General features: G+C 40.6%; 18 protein-coding genes. 6 read left to right on the top strand and 12 right to left on the bottom strand.

All coding sequences use genetic code 11. The annotated features are described in order from the left end of the window. Positions 1–127: 127 nt before the first annotated feature. The gene (locus tag HRJ06_RS19830) at positions 128–541 is read left to right on the top strand and encodes a hypothetical protein (RefSeq protein WP_197970042.1); all 414 of its coding nucleotides are present in this window, start codon (positions 128–130) and stop codon (positions 539–541) included. Positions 542–604: 63 nt separating this feature from the next. Here HRJ06_RS19830 and HRJ06_RS19825 read toward each other — a convergent pair whose 3' ends face one another. After that, a complete protein-coding gene (locus HRJ06_RS19825; RefSeq protein ID WP_174734707.1) occupies positions 605–1,705 on the bottom strand; it encodes a PRK06851 family protein in 1,101 nt (366 codons plus the stop codon). Positions 1,706–1,925: 220 nt separating this feature from the next. Continuing rightward, complete coding sequence (gene ybaK / locus HRJ06_RS19820) at positions 1,926–2,402, bottom strand: Cys-tRNA(Pro) deacylase (RefSeq protein ID WP_174734706.1); 477 nt, start codon at positions 2,400–2,402, stop codon at positions 1,926–1,928. Positions 2,403–2,635: 233 nt separating this feature from the next. Here ybaK and HRJ06_RS19815 point away from each other — a divergent pair, with 233 nt between their 5' ends. From HRJ06_RS19815 to HRJ06_RS19805, 3 genes are all read left to right on the top strand, one after another. Continuing rightward, complete coding sequence (locus HRJ06_RS19815) at positions 2,636–4,174, top strand: FAD-dependent oxidoreductase (RefSeq protein ID WP_174734705.1); 1,539 nt, start codon at positions 2,636–2,638, stop codon at positions 4,172–4,174. Positions 4,175–4,323: 149 nt separating this feature from the next. After that, on the top strand, positions 4,324–5,826 hold the full coding sequence (locus HRJ06_RS19810) for a diguanylate cyclase domain-containing protein (protein WP_174734704.1): 1,503 nt from the start codon (positions 4,324–4,326) through the stop codon (positions 5,824–5,826). 121 nt (positions 5,827–5,947) lie between these two features. Continuing rightward, positions 5,948–6,670: a class I SAM-dependent methyltransferase gene (locus HRJ06_RS19805; RefSeq protein ID WP_174734703.1), complete on the top strand. Its 723-nt coding sequence runs from the start codon at positions 5,948–5,950 to the stop codon at positions 6,668–6,670. 483 nt (positions 6,671–7,153) lie between these two features. On the opposite strand, the gene HRJ06_RS19800 is transcribed toward HRJ06_RS19805, so the two are convergent. From HRJ06_RS19800 to HRJ06_RS19790, 3 genes are all read right to left on the bottom strand, one after another. After that, complete coding sequence (locus HRJ06_RS19800) at positions 7,154–8,056, bottom strand: NAD(P)/FAD-dependent oxidoreductase (protein ID WP_174734702.1); 903 nt, start codon at positions 8,054–8,056, stop codon at positions 7,154–7,156. Between the two features lie 259 nt (positions 8,057–8,315). Next, the gene (locus HRJ06_RS19795) at positions 8,316–8,783 is read right to left on the bottom strand and encodes a hypothetical protein (protein ID WP_174734701.1); all 468 of its coding nucleotides are present in this window, start codon (positions 8,781–8,783) and stop codon (positions 8,316–8,318) included. A gap of 4 nt (positions 8,784–8,787) precedes the next feature. Then, positions 8,788–9,255, bottom strand: a complete 468-nt coding sequence (locus HRJ06_RS19790) for a DUF2243 domain-containing protein (protein ID WP_174734700.1) — start codon at positions 9,253–9,255, stop codon at positions 8,788–8,790. 389 nt (positions 9,256–9,644) lie between these two features. Here HRJ06_RS19790 and HRJ06_RS19785 point away from each other — a divergent pair, with 389 nt between their 5' ends. Next, the gene (locus tag HRJ06_RS19785) at positions 9,645–11,294 is read left to right on the top strand and encodes a M20/M25/M40 family metallo-hydrolase (RefSeq protein ID WP_174734699.1); all 1,650 of its coding nucleotides are present in this window, start codon (positions 9,645–9,647) and stop codon (positions 11,292–11,294) included. Between the two features lie 51 nt (positions 11,295–11,345). Here HRJ06_RS19785 and HRJ06_RS19780 read toward each other — a convergent pair whose 3' ends face one another. From HRJ06_RS19780 to HRJ06_RS19760, 5 genes are all read right to left on the bottom strand, one after another. Beyond that, a complete protein-coding gene (locus tag HRJ06_RS19780; protein ID WP_174734698.1) occupies positions 11,346–12,668 on the bottom strand; it encodes a M20/M25/M40 family metallo-hydrolase in 1,323 nt (440 codons plus the stop codon). 387 nt (positions 12,669–13,055) lie between these two features. Further along, a complete protein-coding gene (locus tag HRJ06_RS19775; protein WP_174734697.1) occupies positions 13,056–13,652 on the bottom strand; it encodes a hypothetical protein in 597 nt (198 codons plus the stop codon). A 9-nt stretch (positions 13,653–13,661) separates the two neighbouring features. Continuing rightward, the gene (locus HRJ06_RS19770) at positions 13,662–14,840 is read right to left on the bottom strand and encodes an Alp7A family actin-like protein (RefSeq protein ID WP_174734696.1); all 1,179 of its coding nucleotides are present in this window, start codon (positions 14,838–14,840) and stop codon (positions 13,662–13,664) included. Positions 14,841–15,742: 902 nt separating this feature from the next. Then, the gene (gene htpG / locus HRJ06_RS19765; protein WP_174734695.1) at positions 15,743–17,623 is read right to left on the bottom strand and encodes a molecular chaperone HtpG; all 1,881 of its coding nucleotides are present in this window, start codon (positions 17,621–17,623) and stop codon (positions 15,743–15,745) included. Between the two features lie 254 nt (positions 17,624–17,877). Next, positions 17,878–20,076 carry a S8 family serine peptidase gene (locus HRJ06_RS19760; protein WP_174734694.1) on the bottom strand — a complete coding sequence of 733 codons (2,199 nt, stop codon included), beginning with the start codon at positions 20,074–20,076 and terminating at the stop codon, positions 17,878–17,880. A gap of 254 nt (positions 20,077–20,330) precedes the next feature. On the opposite strand from HRJ06_RS19760, the gene HRJ06_RS19755 reads away from it, so the two are divergent. Continuing rightward, entirely contained in the window at positions 20,331–20,747 is a 417-nt protein-coding gene (locus tag HRJ06_RS19755; RefSeq protein ID WP_174734693.1) for a cytochrome-c oxidase, read from the top strand. Positions 20,748–20,982: 235 nt separating this feature from the next. On the opposite strand, the gene thpD is transcribed toward HRJ06_RS19755, so the two are convergent. After that, complete coding sequence (thpD, locus tag HRJ06_RS19750) at positions 20,983–21,867, bottom strand: ectoine hydroxylase (protein WP_174734692.1); 885 nt, start codon at positions 21,865–21,867, stop codon at positions 20,983–20,985. A 24-nt stretch (positions 21,868–21,891) separates the two neighbouring features. Then, positions 21,892–22,290, bottom strand: a complete 399-nt coding sequence (locus tag HRJ06_RS19745; RefSeq protein WP_174734691.1) for an ectoine synthase — start codon at positions 22,288–22,290, stop codon at positions 21,892–21,894. Between the last annotated feature and the right edge of the window lie 13 nt (positions 22,291–22,303).

Here is a 22,303-nt window from a genome sequence, read left to right as displayed (position 1 = left end):
TTAACTATCCTATTTCCCTAAAAAGGGCTTCTGCCTATCGCACATATCCGTTTATTCCATAGGCTATTATGGGTGAAGATAACACTCCCGAAAATAGATACATTGGTATATTGAAAGGAGCAGCGATATGTACGGATATTATCCTGGCGAAGAGGTAAATTATGAAAGACAATTTGGTTCAGATGACTTTTATGGTGCACAAGGGACGGGGTTTAGTTTCCCTGGGACACAATACGGACAGTTTGATGGCTTAGGACTACCTGGAACAGGTTACGGACAATTCGGCGGTTCTGGTTACCCTGGAACGGGCTATGGACAGTTTGGCGGATATGGCTTCCCTGGCACAGGTTTTGGACAATTTGGCGGTTCTGGTTACCCTGGAACAGGCCATGGCCAATTTGGCGGATACGGTTTCCCTGGTTACGGATACGGGCATCATGGACATCACGGTGGACATCACGGCGGGCATCATGGACATCACGGTGGACATCATGGCGGGCACCATGGACACCATGGATTTCCTGGATACGGGTACAGATAGATGATAAGGTGACAGGCACCATCCAGAAAACTGGATGGTGCCTGTCACCTTAGTTAGTTATACTTACTCACATTCTGTTGTGAGCTGTTGTAATTGCTGGTCAATGTCTGCTGTAATGGCATCGACTTTGCTAAAGTCCATTGCATTAATATAGATCGCCTCGAGCTTGTCACGAAGATTCTTTGCTCCGGCTAAAGCAGCTGTTGCCTGTTTCATTTTTACTTTATACCGGACTGAAATACCGTATAATTCTTGCTTATATTTTTCATCCGTTCCCGGCGTAATCAGCTTTTCATACATATCAATAACTTCATCATTATCCCGTTCCGGAAAATATTCATGAGGAGCGGTGCTATCGAAAATGGCAATCCCCAATTCCCTTAAAATTAGCATATCTAAGCTTTGAGGATCAAACCCGCAATGGTACACCTCTACATCAAAGCCGCGCTGTTCTGCTTGTGCAGCAACTTTTTTCAGCAATGTTGACTTCCCAGAACCGGGACGACCCTTTATTAAGTATCGCTTCGGAACCCCTTCCGTTAGGTTAGGAACAAAATCAACTGCTCCAATTGGGGTGGCCGCACCAAGAAACCGATGGCGGATATCCGATTTTTTATTTAGCCCCTTATCTTCAAAAAATCTCAAAATCAGCTCATTCGTAAGAATATCTGCTTTAGAAAAGTCCATATTATCAATATAGATTTTCTCCCACTCATCATGCACTTTAAGTGCTTCATCAAACAAACTGTATGCCTTCTCAAATGATGTACTTATTTCTGCTGAAAGGGCTAGAATCTCATCCCGCTTCCCTTGTAATTTACATGAGTCCCACGCTGTTCCAAGGTTGACGTATTCTTCAATAGCACCCGGTGCCTTTGGTTCAATAACATGAGGGGCAGTGCCATCAACAATTCCTGCCTTCAAGGCTGGAATAATCACTCCATCGATTGAGTGATTATCCGAAGAACAGTGAAGATACTCTATATCGTAGCCTTCCTCATTCCATTTGGAGCCAATTTTTTTCATGAGCGATGATTTACCGGTTCCAGGTCCGCCTTTTAAAATGAACAAACGCGATAGTCCTTGTAAACTAGACTCATATAAACTGTAAAACCCGCGAGCCGTATTGCCGCCTGCAAAATAGTTCACTATTTTTCCTGCCATTTTACTCAACTCCCATCGGCCGTTGCATAACGGCGGTTTTGTTTCTTTCTTACTATATGCAGCGGAGAATAAATGGGTGAATGCCTATATAAGAATTAATGTACTAAAGCGCAAGCGCTGTTAAGTAAAGTACACTAGTCACTAAGCGCCTGAGCCATGGATGCCGCAAATCACCCGACTTTCCACACTAGACAAAAAAAGCCCTGAATGGACTTTAAATTTAATTACAGATATTTGCCCATTGGCCTTTCGTCACTGTTTTTAAATCGTCTGGATTCACCTCTACTTGCATCCCTATTTTTCCGGCACTGACAATAATTAGACCTAAGCCTGATGCTTCTGTGCTTATCAAGGTTGGATAGAGTTTTTTCATACCGAGCGGAGAACATCCGCCTCTAATATAGCCTGTATGTTTTTGAATATCCTTAACCGGAAGCATTTCAACCTTTTTTTCTCCAGCCTCTTGTGCTGCCTTCTTTAGATCAAGCTCAGCACCAACTGGAATCACACACACATAGATGTTTTTGCTCGTTCCCTGAATAACAAGGGTTTTATAGACGCAATTAGGATCTCTTCCTATTTTTTCCGCAACTGACAGACCGTCAATTTTTCCATCATTGCTTTCGTATGTATAGACATTATAAGTAATATTCTCTTTATCCAGCAGTCTCATAGCATTTGTTTTAGACTGAGCCATCTGCTTTATCCACCCCGATACATTATTCTCCACAATAGAGTAACCTATAATGATCATCTTTTTCCAGTTTATTAGCATTACTATACTAAATATGTATAAGAACTGCCGTTTTCAATGAATAGATTTTCCAGTTCAGGGTATCAAAATAAATGTAATTTTTTTTGCTGTGTATGCATGTTTTTGTAATGTCTGGAAAAATTAACTACATTAACTCTAGTTATGGAGGCATTAATATGACACAAAACTCTAATATGAATTCCAAGTTACCACGCTTTCCAGAACCGCTTTGGCGTGAAACGGACCTTCCTTCCTTTCCAAAGCTGAAGCAAGACCTCGATGTTGATGTAGCCATCGTAGGAGGAGGTATATCCGGATTAACGACTGCCTACCTGCTGACGATGGAAGGCGTAAAAGTTGCTGTTATCGAAGCAGGCCAGATTCTAAATGGCACAACAGGCCACACAACAGCAAAAATAACCGCCCAGCATGGTCTTATTTATGATGAGTTTATTCAAAATTTTGGCGAAGAAACAGCAAGGCTTTATTATGAAGCAAACAACCGTGCAATAGACTTCATTCGAAATACGGTTGCGGATAAATCAATTGATTGTGATCTGTCAAAAGAAGATGCGTACATTTTTACGAATGCTTCTAATAAAATGGACAGCCTAATCAATGAATTTAAAGCCTATGAAAAATTAGGCATTAATTCAGATTATCTTTCTGAAATCCCGATTCCAGTAAAAAGCCAAGCTGCTATAGTTATGAGGGATCAAGCTCAGTTTCATCCACTAAAATATTTAAAAAGTCTTGTTCAATCGATTACTGATAATGGTGGAGCTATTTATGAACATACTACTGCAGTCAATATTGAAGAAGGTACGAATCCTAAAGTTATTACAAGAGATGGTCACAAAGTAACCAGCAGGCATCTCGTTGTAGCCTCACACTGGCCATTTTACGATATGGAAGGCTTCTTTTTTGCACGTATGTATCCTAAACGTTCTTATCTTATTGCAGTTAAAACTGACAAGGAGTACCCTGGCGGCATGTACATTAATGCAGAGAAGCCAACCAGGTCTCTCCGCTACGCAACCTATAATGGGGAGAAGGTCGTATTATTTGGGGGAGAGAACCATAAAACCGGTGTCGATGACGATACGATGGAAAACTATGAATCATTAGCCCAATTCGCATCTGAAACATTCGGTGTTCAGAACATACTTTACAGGTGGTCAGCTCAAGACCCTAAGACAATGGATAAAATCCCTTATGTTGGGCCAATGTCTGATGACCATCCAAACATTTATGTTATGACTGCCTATCGAAAATGGGGTATGACCAACGGAACAAACGCTGCCCTATTGATTCGAGACTATATTTTGGAGAGAGAAACTCCTTATAAAGACGTTTTTAAACCACAGAGATTTCATGCTAACCCTGATATTAAGAAATTTATTTCTATTAACCAGGATGTCGCAAAACACTTTATTAAAGGAAAGCTTGAGCATCCAAACCGGCAGCCTGAGGATTTAAACAAAAATGAAGGTGCGGTTGTGACGGTTAACGGAAAGCGAGCCGGTGCTTATAAGGACGATACAGGTGAGGTATTTGTTGTAGATACAACCTGTACTCATATGGGCTGTGAGCTTCACTGGAACAACGGAGAAACTACATGGGACTGTCCATGTCATGGTTCAAGATTTTCCTATAAAGGCGAAGTCATCGAAGGTCCTGCCGAGACACCACTCAAGCGAGTTAATGAAAAATAAGTCTACCTCAAAACCGTGCTCTTTTTGCGCGGTTTTTTTACTGTATAAAACACCTTTGGAATAATGATGAAATATTGGTTTGTTTACCCAAATGGTGGGTAAATAGAAGTACATTACTTCATTAAAATAAGGATAAAAGGTGTAGTCCGATGAGTATACGAAAAAAGATTGTTCTTTTTACTGCGTCTATCTTCCTATCCGGAATTATTATTCTCTTTTATGCATCCGAGACCATTTTATTAAAAAGATTTGCTGAGCTTGAAGAAGAAAATCTTCGGGAGAAACTGAATGCAGCAAAAGCAGCTTTGGAGCATGAGGTGTCGGTTTTTTCTAGGCAGACAGATGATATTGTAAAAAACCACCAGCTGGAGAGTACACACAACCCCAGACACCTTCGAGTTTTGGCAAGTGACAGTCCGGATACAATGCTCTTATTAACGGACCCTTCCGGAAATATTATTTCTAATAAAAGCAGCGAAATAAAAAGACAGAATATGTCTTCTTCCAGCTTATCCAATCTAGCCATAAGCTTATTATCTGCTCCTGCATCCAAAACTGAATCAATCCAAGACCTAGCCGGTATTCATGTTGTTCCTGAAGGTCCTTTGCTTGTCGCAATTCGTCCAATTGAGGTGGCAGAGAATGTTCATCAAACCCCTCTTTTTCTAATAGCTGTTCGTTTTTTAATGAACAGTGAGATTGACAGCCCTCTAGCCGCTTTAATTTCTAATGGCCAATTTAAAACCGTTTCACCTGAAGATGAAGGTCAACTTGCAGATACCAATAAAACGATTATCGAGACAGATGGATCTCATTTACTTAAAGGGGTGGCTGTTCTAGAAGACATTCTTGGCAATCCTCTGTTCTTATTTTTCGAAGAAGAACGAACCCTTTATTTAAAAGGGAGCGACAGTGTATCAGCCTTTATGATTATGACGATTTCTGTGGCTCTTACCTGTGTTCTAATGGTGTTGCTCCTTCTGGAAAAAACCGTGCTTAAGAGATGGGCTGGACTGATTAAAAAAATGTCTTACATTAGACAAAGCCAGAATTTAGCTGATCGTGCCATCATTACAGGTAAAGATGAAATTTCTAAAATGGAAAGGGAGTTCAACCAGCTGCTGGCCTCCCTAGAAAAGTCCCAGAAGAAGATTCTCCACCTTGCTTATCATGACAACTTGACCAACCTTCCGAATAGGGCATTTTTTCATGAAAGTTTTCAGTCAGCATTAAGAAAAGCTCAAAAAGGCCATCACTTTGTTGCTGTTCTTTTTATTGATTTAAATGGATTTAAACAAATCAATGATGCTCATGGACATGATATAGGGGATCAGGTATTAATTGAAGTAGCAAACAGGCTTAATATCTGTACACGACTAAGGGACGTTGCCTCGCGAATTGGCGGCGACGAATTTATTATTCTCTTGCCAGAAATACAAAGTGAAGCAGAGGCTGAACAAATAGCCATAAGGATACAAGAAGAGATTTCTAAGCCCACTTTTATTAAAGATCAATTGATCCCGCTGTCAGCAAGCATCGGGTCAAGCATCTATCCTATTGACGGCAGAGATTCCGAAACACTGCTAAGGAATGCGGATAAAAGAATGTATGTTGTGAAAGAGGCAGAAAAAGCCCTGCAAACAACAGTATAAGTTGAATCTAAAAATGGAATTAGAGCCTGCATTGCATTCGATTATTAGCCGCCTGTTCAGGTGGCTATTTTTATTCTCTTTCATAAACTAATAGAAAATAGAATTTAAAGGGGAAAAGCTGATGAAATCAAGCTATGAAGATGCCTTAGCCTATTACGGGATTGGAGGGGCCCATCCCGGAGGTCTCAATCTCACTAAAAAGGTCTTAAAGAAAATGTTATTAAGCGAAAGAACGAGGGTGCTCGATGCCGGCTGCGGGACTGGTCAGACTGCTTCGTATATTGTAAAAGAGTATTCCAGCAAAGTAACAGCAATCGATGTACATCCGATTATGCTGCAAAAGGCACATCATCGTTTTACACTAGACCGCCTGCCTGTTAAACTCCACCGCGCAAGTGTGGAGCTGCTGCCCTTTAAAGACGAAAGCTTTGACCTCGTCCTGTCAGAGTCTGTAACAGCCTTTACGGACAAGAACAAAACACTAAAGGAGTTTCTTCGTGTACTAAAACCTGCTGGAAGCCTTTTGGCTATAGAGATGACTGCAGAAAAGCCATTAACTGAAGATGAAAAACGCCGGATACTTGAGGTATACGGAATCACTAGAATCCTGACAGAAAAGGATTGGCTTAAATCCATAAAGGATGCTGGTTTTGCCAATTGCAGGATTCTCAGCTCACAATCTGTGTCTGATAACCTTAAAAGTTTAACAGCAGAAACAGTTCCTGAGCTGAACCCTTCTCAACATATTCCCGCAGTGTTGGATCAGATTCTAACTGAGCATTATAAACTGACCACTGACCTGGCAAAGAAACTTGGATATCGTGTGTATGAAGCGAAGCGGTAGCAATCTGTGTAACAAACTCCAAGACTAAAAGGGGGATCTAGCTTGTTAAGTAACGGATTGGTTCAGAGGGATACTAATACAGAATAAAGACATACACTGCGCCATATAGCAGGGTTGATCTCCGCTTCAGGCAGTCGCTTTCCGCGGGCAACACTTCAGCTTCCTCGGAAGAAAACCGCTTCCTGCGGGATCTTCAGTTGTTGCTTTTCCCGCTGGAGTCGACAGCCCTTCGCTCCGATCATGATGCTATTCACTTTAGAGAAGGAATACTATCGGAGGAAATACCCCGAAGACTCCTGCGGGAAAGCGTAGTGTATTTCCAGAGGGGCAGTTATGCAAAGAGCCGTAATCAATAAACAAGCATTAGCTTTTCTTATTTTTGATTAAGTGTCATTTTGCTCATTTTATGTAAATTCGTTTATAAAGACCATTTTTTCCTCGTCAACCAAGCCCCTCGCTTTAAGCATAGGGCTTTACCCCCTTTTAATCTTGCCGATCTTTTAAAAGAGTTTTATGAATCCATATCCCTGCCTGTGAGCCATCTCCCATTGCAATCGTCACTTGCTCGGAATGAGCCACAACGTCTCCCGCAGCCCAAACGTTTTCTACATTGGTCATCTTTGTCCTAGGATCCACAAGAATATGATTGTTTTGATGAAGTTCAACGCCCAGCTGCCTGGCTATCTGCGATTTCACTTCATTCCCGCCATAAGCGATAAACCCCCGCTGTCCTTCAATTTGTTCTCCGCCTTTAAGGATCACACCATTAAAGTCAGCCCCAATCGCTTTTACCTTCTCAATTGTCTCCTCAAGATAGTTAATCTGTTTTGCTTCTAGCTTCTCCAACAGTTCCCTGTCAACAGGCTTTCGCTCATGGTTAACAAAAACTAAATCCTTTGTCCAATAGGAAAGAGTCAGTGCCATGTTGGCACCTGTGTTTCCAGCCCCCATAACAATCGTTTTCTTATCCTTAACCTCATAGCCGTCACAATCCGGGCACACATACACACTGTTGCCTAAACATGGCATAATCTCAGGAAAGTCAGGGATCCGGTCGACAATGCCAGTCGCAAATAAAAGTCGCCGCGAACGATAGACTGTACCTTTTTCCGTTTCAAGTGTGAACCCCTCTTCGCTCCTTCCTGCGCCGATCACCCGGTCAATCACGAATTCTACTCCCATTTTTTTCGAATGCTCCCTGCCCATTTCTCGTAAGTGCTGCCCGCTTACTCCATCTGGGTACCCAAGTATGTTGTGGTAGCTGCGGCAAATCTTAGAGCGGCCATCGTCCGCATCAATGACAAGCACCCGATGCTGATAGCGCCCAAGCTGAATTGCTGCCTGCAGGCCCGCTATTCCACCACCAATGATTAGGCAATCATACATAAGTTCAGCTCCCTCTTTTTTTAAAAAATCTTTGTTAGCATCCTTCCCTTTTTTAGAAAGGTGCATAATCTTCGATCGTTTTTTATTTAAATTCAGCTAAGCTTTTAAAAAAAACAATAATTTCATCAAGCCCCCTTTTATTCTAGGCGGGGCTGACTGCCCTCAGCATCCTCTTTCTGGCAATACAAAAACCGCTCTAAAAAATACAGCGGCTTGGTTGGTCGGTCGGTTCATGATAAGTGTTAGATTGATAAGATGATTACTTGTTTACCTCAATAATCTCCTCAAAGGCAATCTCTTCCCCTTTATAGGTTAAAAGGCTATGGTCATTAGCATGGAGAGTCACCTTAATGGTATAGGTTCCTTTTTCAAAGTAATCCAGATTATAATATTGGCCATAAAGCCGATTTATCTTCTCCCCGTTTACATGAAGATGTGCATGGCCTTCATGAAAGCCCACGTCGTCGGTTCCTGCTTTTTCAGGGGTGAATGCAAAGTGATCGGTTCTGATACTCAAAAGCCATGCCCCCGAAGGATCCTGCTTTACAGAACCGCTAATAGCCGGGACGATTTTTCCCTCCGGAATATTCAATCTAGTGTGAAGATGGCTGCTGGCTTCGATAGCTGAATGGTTATGACCGTATTGATTATGAAAGTACAACATGATGGAAACGAACGTAAATAAGACTACAAAGCTAACAACTCTGTACATGCTGATTCCTTTCAATTTATTAAGCCCCAGCTGAGTCTGATTGTGTCTTTGGGTTCCGCTGGATGTACCAACCTATACCAGCTAGAAGTACACCCAGTGCCAGAAAGGCAAGGTCATATACCAGGGCATTTGGGTCTCCAGGCTTTACCCGATGGATTTGCAGGAGATGGTGGTTGACAATTCCTTCAACCAGGTTAAAGGTTCCGCCTCCAATTAGAAATCCTCCCACTAGTTTTTGAATTCCCTTATCATGATCGGATGGATTTCCTCCCAGCCATAACACAACCCCACCTGCTACTAGAGCAATTGAAACCCCTAAGTGAAACCATCCGTCGCTCATGATTTGTCCTGTCCTGGTAGTCTCCATATATACACTGTGCCACTGAAGCAGCTGATGAAAGATAATTCCATCCAATGCCCCTAAAAAACCAAAACCAAGCAGGAAGCTGCCAATTGTAATAAAGCGCTTTTTAGTATAAGTACTCATTCACTTTTTCTCCTTTTTATAGAAACCATAAAAGCTCCAAGTTATGGATAATTATATGCGTTGTCTGCATCCAGCTCCAGCACCCAGCGACTCGTGTACTTCGCCCACCTCCCTACGATAAGTCAACATCAAATCGCTTCCGCCGTCGTGTTTCCTTTATCTCAATCGGCGTGCTCCAGTCCTGTCTTAACGGGCGCTTGCGCTTTTGTTCCTGAAATTTCTGAACTTTTACATTTTCGCCTTATTTTAGCAGTACTAAACCCCCTTATTTCATGATTTCCCGGGCTATATTTACTCTAAAATACGATTCTGGTTTCCCATTGACAATATGGTCATTTCGTTTAATATCAAAACTAGAAAGATGAGATTAATGAAAAGAGGACCATATAATGCTGCCTTGCCATGATGATATTTTATTTTTAACGAAACAGCTAGTCGAGATCGAAAGCATAGTGAATACTGCGGGAGAAAAGGAAATTAGCCAGGCTATCTATACATTAGTTTCTTCCTATCCTTACTTTATTGAAAACCCTGGGTACATAATGAAACAGCAAACCATTGCAGATGAGCAGGAACGGTACAATGTAATGGCTTTTGTAAAAGGCACAAAAAAACCCTCTGACAAAACAATCATTTTAATGGGGCATATGGATACAGTTGGAACTGAAGATTTTAATCATCTCCAAGAGAAGGCGTGTCAACCTGACGAGTTAATGGAGGCTTTAAAGGCTGATGATCTTCCGGATGCAGTTAAAAGTCACTTGAGATCTGGAGAGTATTTATTTGGCCGCGGGGTACTTGATATGAAAAGCGGAGTTGCCAGCCATTTATATCTATTAAAATACTATTCAGAGCATCCTGAAGAATTAGAAGGCAACCTGCTGGTCGTCGTAGAATGTGATGAAGAGGACAGCTCACATGGGATTTTGTCTGCTTTAAAAGAACTGAAATTACTAAGAGAACAGCATCACTTCGATTACATTGCTGCCATTAATGCTGATTTTGTTTCGCCAAGGTTCGATGGGGATGAAAACCGGTATATTTATAAAGGGACTGTTGGCAAGCTGCTGCCTTCCTTTTTTATAACTGGTGCTGAAACCCATGTAGGCTCCTGTTTTGAAGGAATTGATCCCAATTTTATTGCTGCCGAACTAACTAAGCAGATCAGCTACAATCCTGAGCTATGCAATGAGGCATACGGAGAGACAACAGTCCCGCCTGTCAGTCTGAGGCAAATGGACCTAAAGCCCGCTTATACGGTTCAAACAGCGCTTTCAGCTTATGTTTATTACAACTTTTTCATTCATTCCTGGTCTCCGAGGGATGTGTTATTGAAGCTTCAGGAACAGGCTGAGATTGCATTTGAGAACGCTTTAAAGGAATATAAAGAAAAATATAAACGATTCAGCAAGTTGAGCAGCCAGCCTTACCTTGAACCGCAATGGGAACCTAGGGTATTTATATACGAGGAACTTGAAAAGATCCTAATTGCAGAGCATGGAACATTGTTTGTTGATCATATGGCTCACTTTAAGAATGAGCTTCTGCTTGATAAAAGCTTGGATACAAGGATGTTCGCAGCCAGAGTGGTCGAGGAAGCGTGGAAATGGATGAGTGACCGCAGCCCTGCAATTATTCTTTTTTATTCGTCTTTGTACTCGCCTCGGATTGAGGTTACCGGGAAAGACAAAAAGGAACAGAGATTAATTTCCGCACTTGAAAAGGCTGTGGCCACTCTCCAGCCTGATTACAGCCATCCTATTGTGACGAGAAACTTTTTTCCTTACATTTCTGATATGAGCTTTGTTGCCATTAGTGATGATGAAGACGGAATTCAGGCTGTATCAAGAAACAATCCAGGCTGGGGCGTTAAACATTTCGTTGATTACCAGGATATTCGCGATATAAATGTACCGGTTATTAATATCGGGCCATATGGTTTTGATGCTCATAAGCAATACGAGCGCATGGAGATGAAATATTCGCTTGAAATGGTTCCGAATTTAACAAATCTAGTTATTCAGGATTTACTAAAATAATAGAAAAAGCGAGAGACCAACTTTAGCATGGCCTCTCGCTTTTTCGTTTTCTTACTCTCCAAACCTCTGAATTGCCTTAAATAGACCATCAGTTCCGAAGTAAAGCGCATCCACCGGAATCCGCTCATCTTCAGCATGGACCGTCTTAAGGAATTGGAAATCAGAGGGAAGTTTCATTGGGGTAAATCCATATGTTTGAATTCCAAGACTGGAAAAAAAGCGTCCGTCGGTAACACCTGGGAGGACAAATGGTATCGGAATACCCTCTGAATCGTTCTCTTTTATAATGTCGGACAGCCGGCCAAACAGCTTCATATCACGTTCAGCATTTGTAATATCTGAACGGATAACTTCAAGTTCAAGTCCCTCATCACTGATTAGATTTTTAACTTCTCTCAGAAATTCTGATTCTGAAAAACCTGGCAAAATCCTGCCATCTATTTCGACGGTAATCTCACCAGGAATGACATTTATTTTGTCACTAGTACGGATGACGGTTGCGGCGAGTGTGTGGTGCAGCAGGGCTTCAAACATCTTCCCCTGTTCCCCTAATATTTTTAATACTGATCTGGTCATTTTAGGGTTAATCAGCTGCCTTAACACCTGCTTTTTCGGAAACGCCATTTCGTTTGCAATACCCTCGACCATCTCCTTTATGACCGGGGTAATATGGACAGGCAACGGTTGATTAAATTTTTCCAACAGGCGGGCAAGCTTACTCATAACGCCATCGCGAACTGGCATTGAACCGTGGCCGCCCTGGCCTCTGATTGTCACCTTCAGCCAGCTCATCTGCTTTTCCGCCACCATTATTGGATAAAACCTTTTTTTATCCAGCTCCATCGAAAAGCCGCCAAACTCCCCAAGGGCATATTTTACACCTTCAAAAAGTTGGGGATGCTCTTCAACCAAAAATTTAGCTCCATAACTCCCGCCATGTTCTTCATCACTCAATATAACAAGCAGCACATCACCTGGCAGTTGGGTTTTTTCAGTTTTTGCTTTTAAAAAGGCTGCTATCATCATGGCAACACAGCCTTTCATATCCAGAGTTCCTCGGCCCCACACATAGCCATTGACAATTTCCCCTGAAAAAGGCGGGTGGGCCCAGCGCTGGTTCTCTGTTGTGACAACATCAACATGTCCGTAAACCATTAAAGGTGCGGCAGAGCCCCCTCCTTTTAACCTGGCAATTAAATTAGGGCGATCCTCATCCTTACTGACGATTTGAGACTCGATTCCATAACCTGCTAAAAGATCTTTTATATACATTACACATGCCTTTTCATGGCCAGGCGGGTTAGTGGTATTAAACTGAATAAGCTTCTGGAGAATAAGCTCTGGCCGCTCATGTATTTGGTTATTATCTATCATTTCTTTCCCTCTCTCCTCTGAGCATCGTTTACTGTTTTGAACGGCTTTTGGAATCAATGAAAACACAGGCAACAATGGTTAAAAGCAAGCTCAAAGATGTTTTGAAAAGGAGCTGGGACGGCTAAATTGATGAACAGAGCATGACTAATCACAGTAGATAATTTAATATTATTAGAATAGTTTGAATAATACTATAACTTTTTACACATTTTAATAAATAATAAGTTGAGAGTCTTCTGGGCTTGTGTTTTTTATTGTGGAATTATGGTTGATGAAGGACAGGATAGTCTACACAGAGATTAAGTTATACAGAAGGGATAGTAATAGGGGACACTTTTTTATAAAAAAAGCCTGAAAGCAAGACTCTACTTTCAGGCTGAAATATATTTATTTATTCATATTCGCCAAAAACCCGCCCAGTAAATCGTCGACACTCTCTTCTTTCTGAGGTTCCTCTTCAGAAGCATGGTCTTGCTTAGCAGTGTCCCAGTCAAAGTGCATCAGATCATCTTCTATATCTTCTAAGTTTTCCTGATCATTATTTAAGTCTTCCGGCTGGACCATTGTTGCATCGTCCTGTTTTGGAGCCTCTGCTGAAAATTGATCCTCCTGCAGATAAAGAGCTTCATCAATATCCAACGCCTTGCTATTGAGGGTTGCTAATATTGACGTTGCCCGCAACGGATCGGCTAACAATTGATGGATGATGTTTCCTAACAAAGCCTCCGAATGAGAGTGCTTAATCCAGTTCCGCTGTTCCTTGCTTAACTGCTTCGGAAGCGGGATAGTGATGGTTTCTCTCTCTTTAGTGATGGACTTGCTGACTCCATCCATGACAAACTCGGCAATTTTACTAGAAAAGTTACGTTTTTCTGTTTCTTTTAAGTTATGCATTTGTCTTATGATGTGGTCAGGAGTGTCCGAGGGGAGGCGAAAAGTAATCGCCTGCCCTCTCTGGATACTTAATTTTCCCCTTTTATCCATATAATCACCTTATTTTTTGACTGTTTGTTTCTCTTTTTCCTGTGGTGCCGGCTGACTCTTTCTAACAAAGTCTGAGATTAACTTATAGTAAGCATTTGCCATCATCCAGATGCTTTCTTTTTCATCCTCAAAGAACTCAATATTGTAGCCATCTAAATTATTATTTAAGGTTTTGATATATTCTTTTAGAACCATCGCTCCGCCGCCAACAAAGTAGCAGATTTCAGTTTGAGAGTTTTTCTGCCAGACATTACGCAAATGACGATATTGCTTTTTCGCTAATTCTAGCAAGATTCTGTCCGTAATATCATGAACGCTAGTGCGGCTGCCCTTTACCATGATATGGTTCCGGTTATTTTTTCTAGTAATGATGTCTACAACATCTCTGCGGCTATCTAGTTCCACACCATGCTTTGATCTGATTTCTTCCCTAATTTGTTCAAGTGCTTCTGAGACACCAATATTAAAGCCTTGGGCTTTATCATCATCAACATTACGGTTCTTAATAACGGCCACGTCTGTTGATAATCCGCCGATATCCTGAATTAGGATACTTTTATCTATCAAATCTCTATTAATGATGTTTAAGTTATTATCCATGACAAGGTTAATATAAGCGGCAAAGCCTTCTGGATACACCTTAACTTCATCAAATTTTATATTTACTTTCAAGCCTTGATATTTTGGAGTGACCAAAAATTCGACTTGGTGAACGGAGCCTAACAGCTGTGAACGGTAGCCCACATCTTTGCCTTCTTTAACTTCACGAAGCGGAAGTCCGGTGCCCATTGTATAAGCCGCGTTGATTACATTATTAGTCTTTTCAAACTGCTCTGCATTTTCAGCTCTTACCGCATCTAATGCTAGAGCAGCAAAAAGCATCACTAATGTTTGATCCTCTTCAGACTTGCTGCTGCCCGGATCTAGTTCTGATGCATTATCAGCCTTAGTAGCCAAGCTTCCAACACGATAAATAACATTGTTCTCCTTTAGGGCAGGGGAGTGGACTCTTATATGGATACCTTCCACAGGATCCTTTTCATTTAACTCTTCTATTCCTATTACTGGACGATCCTCAGTGTCTCTTGCAATTACATTAGGTATGTAAAGTTCATAGTCAGTTTTCCCAAATAACGCTTTAACCGCGTCGTTTCCTACATCAATTGCACAAATTCTGGATTTACTCACGAAAAAATCATTCCTCTCAATTAATCTATCTTCCTTTATTAACATTATAGAATATTAATAGACTAGTCAATAAGACAATAGTTGTGTTCAAAATCGTAAACAACGTCTCAATTTCGTATACAACAATTACAAATTTGTACACATGCCTATATAACAACATGTACACCATTTTGTATACATGTGTACATATTTGAACACAAAAAGAATACACTTTGTTTACTTGTATACATTGTTGTAAACTTAAGTTTTATTGAGATTAGCTATTAAATTCCATAATGTAAATGAAAAAATCATTTTATAGAGGCTGGTTCTTTTACCTAAATATGTAAATTTATATTAATGCCTGGTTTCTGAATTGATGACTATATAAAAAGAGCAGAAAAGCTCCAGTGATCCTTTCAGCAGGCTTGTAAAATGGTAAAAACGAATAAGCTACAGAAAGCCTGAAGATTGGCGATCCGATGTGTCTTATCGAAATGAGAGGGACTAAGCGTATTTTTATGGGGCTGGAGCTGGATGGGGACAAAACATCAGAATTGATCATAACGAGAGACCTATTAAATTTCCTATTTAAAATGGGTAAAAACGAATAAGTAACATCGTTATTAAAAATGTACATTTCTGTTACGGCAGTACCATAAGAATAGGTCCAGAGCAAACTGCTGGGGTGATTGCCATAGATAGTTGTCAGTCACTTACCTTAAAAACTACATTGCTTATTTAAAACCAAGTAAGCGGAAAATTGCGGATATATCTATCCCCTATACAACCATCTAAGGTAGACAGTGATATTAAATCCTGAAAAAAGCCAAATCATATGGGATTTGGCTTAATCATATATCTGTGTTTTTTTGATCTAATTAGCTTTAACATCTCCCCTCTTGAGGGGTACAAAAAATAACCTACACCATTACTTTACAAATATTATTTGTAAACTCTACTGGGTCCTGAATCGGCAATCCTTCGATTAACAGTGCCTGATTATACAAAAGGTTGGTATATAAGGCTAATTTCTCTTTATCCTTTTCATATGCATCTTGTAAAGAATGGAAAACCTCATGGTTCACATTAATTTCCAGTACCTTGTCTGCTTTAATATTTTGATTATCTGGCATTGCGCTCAATATCTTTTCCATCTCAATGGTGACTTCACCATCTGTAGATAAACATACTGGGTGAGATTTCAGTCTTTTTGATACTCTGACATCCTTTACCTTATCTGAAAGGATATCTTTCATGAAATCAAAGAGTTCCTTGTTTTCTTTTTCATCAGATTCTTTGTCTTCCTGACTTTCGTCTGCTTCAATGCCTAAATCACCACTAGAAATTGACTTAAACTCTTTTTCTTTGTAGGTTCCTACCATTTTGATAGCAAACTCATCGATATCTTCAGTGAAATAAAGCATTTCATAGCCTTTATCCGAAACTAGTTCAGCCTGTGGCAGCTTTTCGATTCTATCAATTGATTCTCCAGCCGCATAATAGATATACTTCTGGTCTTCTGGCATTCTGTCCACATACTCGTCCAGGGTAACCAGATTCTTTTCTTTTGAGGAATGGAACATTAACAAATCTTCCAGGACATCCTTATGGCTGCCGTAGTCACTGTATACACCATATTTTAGCTGTCTTCCAAAAGATTTATAGAACTGCTCATATTTGTCCCGTTCATTCTTTAATAAGCTTTGTAATTCACTTTTGATTTTCTTGTTTATATTTTTAGCTATCAATTTTAACTGTCGATCGTGCTGTAATATCTCTCGGGAAATATTAAGTGATAAGTCTTCAGAATCTACCATGCCTTTAACAAAGCTAAAGTAATCCGGAAGCAGGTCCGAACATTTTTCCATAATCAAGACACCATTAGAATATAGCTCAAGCCCTTTTTCAAATTCCTTTGAATAATAGTCAAAAGGAATGTTTTGTGGGATAAATAAAATTGAGTTATATCTTACAGCACCGTCCACGCTAATGTGAACATGCTTAATTGGCTGATCAAAACCGTAATGTTTCTCTTTATAGAAATTTTCATAGTCTTCTATTGTAAGTTCATTTTTATTCTTTTTCCAAATCGGGACCATGCTATTGATAATTTGCTCTTCTGTATAATCCTCAAATTCATTTTCGCTGCCTTCTTTTGGTCTTTTGGCGGTAATGTCCATTTTGATCGGATAACGAATGAAATCAGAGTATTTTTTTATAATTGATTTTAGTTGGTACTCATCAAGGTACTCATCATATGTTTCGTCCTCTGTATTTTCTTTAATCGCTAACACGATTTCAGTACCAATATCAGACTTTTCACAAGGCTCAATTGTATATCCGTCCGTTCCTTGCGACTGCCACTTGAATGCCTGTTCACTCCCCAAAGCCTTGCTGTATACAGTTACAGTGTCGGCTACCATAAACGAAGAATAAAATCCTACACCAAATTGTCCTATAATATCATGGCCATCTTTAGCTTCATTCTCATTCTTAAACGCCAATGAACCGCTTTTTGCAATGATTCCGAGGTTGTTTTCAAGATCCTCTTTTGTCATGCCAATTCCGGTATCTGTTATTGTTAATGTTCTGTCTGTTTTGTTGGGAACAACCTTTATGTAGTAATTGCCTTTATCAAACGTTAATTCATCATCCGTTAATGCCTTGTAGTAAAGTTTATCAATGGCGTCACTGGCATTAGAAATTAATTCTCTTAAAAATATTTCTTTCTGTGAGTAAATAGAGTTAACCATCATTTCCAGTAATCTTTTGGATTCTGCTTTAAATTGCATTTTTTCCATAAGGGAACTCTCCTTTCAAGACATGTTAGCAATCTAATATTTAGAGTGCTATTTACTATTTAAATATCATATCACTTATTATATTGTCAATATATTCCCAGAATAATCCTTCAGCTTATGGGACGCAGCAATGCCTGTATTATAGCATGGTATTCCATCTTCATGTTTGCTGCATTCCTGATTGATTGTACCTTTACTGAGTCAAAAAAAAAGGAAGACTGCTCTTCAGCAATGATCTTCCTTTTCAAATTTATTTAGCGGTTATAATCTATTAAATATAGATAAGGGATTCGAATGTTACCATTCCCGGATGTTACGGTAATGTATCCGCGCTCGTAGTTAGGAGTAACCTTCTGTCCACCTGTATGGGTACCGCGGTTTTGGACGGTGACAGTAACTTGTGCACTTTCATGTGGCCCAAGAGTTACTTCAGAATCGCTTAAACTTAAGTTATTATCAGCACTTATGTTAAACATCTGCGGACCATCAGACGGGTTCATTAGTGTGAATGTCATCTGATAGTTTTGGTTTCCAACAGGCCGTACGAGTCCAAAACTTAAGGAAGAGGGCATTGCCATTGCCGGTGGAGACATCGCCTGGCCAAGATCAATAAGGCCTGCACCTACCTTTAGTGGATCTGATACATCCGTATCAGGCAATACACTTCCAGCCAAATCTTGTGCCGTTCCCATTAGGGCAGATTTGACTTCTACTGGTCCCCAATTTAATTGGTTTGCTTGACTATTTGCCAGAAGCAACGCTGCTGCACCTGCTACATGAGGAGATGCCATCGATGTGCCTTGATAAAGCTCATAGCCTCCACCAACAACCGAAGAATAAATATTAACACCCGGAGCCGCTAAGTCAGGTTTTAATGTGTAATTTGGCGTTGGCCCCCAAGAGCTGAAATTTGCAAGCAGATTTGGAGTTGCTTCGATTTCTGCCAATGGATATGTGATAGTGACGTTACGGTCATCCGTAAATTCTATAAGATTTTTCCCTGCCTCATTGCCAATCATTATAGCAGGAATCTCAGCTCCGTCACTGGACATTGGGATTGGTTCATTGACACCATCAAGCTGATAGATGATAACTCCTTTTGCCCCAGCAGCGGCGGCATTGTTAATTTTTGTTGCGAATGCGCATGTTCCTCGCTGGATTACTGCAAGTTTGTCTTTTAATGGTTTTCCAGTGATGGGAGTACAAGCTAGCTTGTCACCTCCGGCAAAGTCAGCCCACACTGCGTACTCACCTAACAACTCCTCCTTTACTTCTCCTCCCTGGGTTCCCGTGGTAGCCACGGTTCTACCACCTGAACCTAAAAAGGCATCAGATATCAGGTACATTGCGAATGATCGGCTATTGGTCGTGGCCGCAACTGTGATTACTTTATCGGCCGTGCCCGGGGAACCTACTGTATAGTTTCCTGGTCCTGAGTTTCCAGCTGAAATCGCTACAACAACTCCAGCATCAACAGCGGCATTTACGGTCATGTCAAGCAGGTCAGCACCCTTATGAGGCGTTCCTCCCAGGCTAAGATTTAAAACATCCATGCCATCCATTACAGCTTCTTCAACAGCCTTTGCTATGAAAAGACTTTTCGCATCTTCGACTGCACCTGGAAATACATTATAATTTCCTAAGTAAGCTCCGGGGGCCACCCCACTTAAGGTCTTATCCCCCAATAAAGGTACAGTACCAGCTTTACCAGCGACAGTTCCAGCCACATGTGTACCATGGCTGTCTACCGCTTTTGCAGTATGCCATGGCTCTTGATGAAATACTTTCGCAGCGATAACTTTTTTAGTAGTAAGGCTTGTATCTCCTTTCGGGTAGCCCTCTGGCATAATCATCCCTTCATTTGGCTGAAGGAATTCATGAGCCTGGTCAATTCCGGAGTCAATTATACCAACCTTTATTCCTTTACCTGCTTTTTCCTGACCTCGTAATGCATTCCATATAGGCTCAGCATTAATTAAAGTTGTGCTTTCACTCATTGCCTTTTGATAGGTTCCACTGTAACCAGTGCTCATAACCCCTGGCCCGCGGCTTACTTCCTTTAAGGAGGCGCCATTAAGCTTGAGGCCAATCCCGTGATAGGTTACTGCGTATTCAGTTACAACTTCTACTTGTGGAAGCTGTTTCGCCAGCCACTTTTTATAGTTCTCCCGTTGAGCTTCCAGTCGTTTTCCGTACTTTTTCGCTTCGGATGAGTTCAGATTTAGTTTTTGACCCTTTGGTGGTTTTGTAGATTCATAGCCATTAATAGATCCGGCATAAGATGCGATTGGTTGATCATCAAATTGGACATAAGCATACTCATTATCCTGATGTGCCGATATAACGCGATCATCGTTTTGAACCCTAGCAAAAGCAGGTATTGCTGCAACAAACAAAAGCATTAGGGTAAAAGAGATTCCTATCATTTTTCTAAAGCTCCAACCAAGTTTCATAACATTCCTCCTAATAATTGATAACTGCATGGGATATAAAATATTCCATACATAAAACTTCAATTATCTAGTAATTTAATCCTTTGATGAAACTTGTAACGTTATGGAAAAGATTTTGTCGCGGGATAGCAATCCTTAGATTTAAAGAGTAATATCCGTGAAGGTTTTGTACTAAGAATTAAATTATAGGTATATCATCCCGGTAAGCTCTATATAGTCTAACTGTTAGAAATTTTTATTCAGGGAGGGGTACAATGAAATTAGGTGTTTTGTTTTTAAAGATTGCAGCTCTTTATTTCTTAGTTGGAGTTGGCATGGGGCTTACAATGGAAATTATCCAGGATCATAGACTAGCCGGAGCACATGCTCACATCAACCTTGTCGGCTGGGCTTCAATGGCGTTATTTGGATTCCTGTATGTTCTATTCCCAAAAGCTGGTGAAACCTTATTGGCAAAACTTCATTTCTGGCTTTATAACATCTCTTTTCCACCTTTTATGCTGGGCTTATCATTCATGTTAGTGGGCAATGATTCCTTAATGTTCTTGCTTATGGTTTTCCCTAATATACTTGTTCTAAGTGTGTTGTTCTTTGTCATCAACGTATTTATGAATGTGAAGGCCAAGGACTTTACTCTTTCATTCAATAAAGATCAAAACATATCATCTTAACTTTCCTCTTAGGTTTATAGGGTATTTTTTTCGGCCCTTTAATGTTATTTGAGTTCGCCAAGTTAAATCGAGAAGTAGCAATTAACGACAGCTTTTGTTAAAAACAACAAAGGTACAAAAGCAGTCAAAAAAGGCTGTCGAGGGTTTCTCGACAGCCTGACTAGAAGGCACTTTATTAGGTGCCTTCCTGTCTTTGTATGCAGTTTTAATTTCGGTCAGAGCATCCTGGCGAAGGTTAAACCTTCTCTGCTACCTTTTCCCGGGCGGCAATGTATGACGGCCGATGCTTTTGGCCAGAGAAGGGCGCAACTAACTTGTTCTCGACACTATTAAACACAAAGAACACATTGCTTCGCGGAGCAGGTGTAATATTACTATTTGAGCCATGCATGATATTGCAGTCAAATAAGATGACAGAACCCGCTGGACCAGTAGGAGCGACAATTCCACCCTGATCTGCCAGCTTAGTCAGGCTTTCTTTATCAGGGACGCCAAGCTCTTGCCTGCGAAGTGACTTTTCGTAATTTGCTTCCGGCGTTTCCCCTACACATGACACAAAATATTTATGCGAACCTGGTATTAGCATTAGCGGCCCATTAAATGGAGTATTTTCCGTTAACGTAATCGAGCAGCTAATTGCCCTCATATTTGGCATTCCATCTTCCACATGCCATGTCTCGAAATCAGAATGCCAATAGAATTCCTTCCCATTAAAGCCTGATTTAAGGTTGATCCTTGACTGATGAATGTATACCTCACTGCCTAAAAGCTGATTTAAAACATCGACCAGACGCTGCTCTCTGGAAAGTGACTGGAAGTAATCATCCAATTCGTGGACTTCAAATATTGAACGCACCTCTTGGCTTTCTGGTTCACGAATCACTCTCTTATCCTCTGAATCCTTTTTAGCTTCCATAAGTTTGGAAAGTTCAGTGCGCATTGCAGCCACTTCAGATTCATTAAAAAACTTATCTAAGAACAAATACCCATTTTCATCAAAGGATTTCATTTGCTCCTTACTAAGAGGACCTGGTTGAGTTAGTGGTGTGTATACAACAGGATCTTTTCGTTCAGAAATAGTTGGATAGTCATTCTTCCTTGATGGGTATAAGTCTTTCAATCTTGTCACCTCTTTAGTAATCTTTTATATGTTTGCTTCCTCTGTGGGCAGCCTGTAAGCTCCCTCTTCATCATGTGTTTCCCTGCCCGTACATGGCGGATTAAACACACAAACCATTCTCATATTCGTTTTCGCCCGCAGGCAATGCTTTTCATTGCCATCTAATGCGTACATCGTACCAGCCTTTATTTTATAGACCTTTCCATCGGTAAGGTCTTCTATTTCCCCTTCTCCTTCGATACAATATACAGCTTCTTGATGATACTTATACCAGAATATGGACTCTGTACCTGCTCGAATAATTGTGTCATGAAGTGAGAACCCCATGCCATCCTTTTTTAGGATAAATCGTCTGCTTTCCCAATTTTGGTCGTCAACATGATCATTTGTTCCTATAATTTCATCTAAAGATTTTACTATCAATTCCATTCCTCCT

The organism is Mesobacillus harenae (assembly GCF_013343715.1).
Classification (GTDB): domain Bacteria; phylum Bacillota; class Bacilli; order Bacillales; family Cytobacillaceae; genus Mesobacillus_A; species Mesobacillus_A harenae.
This window is presented reverse-complemented; position numbering and strand designations above follow the sequence as displayed.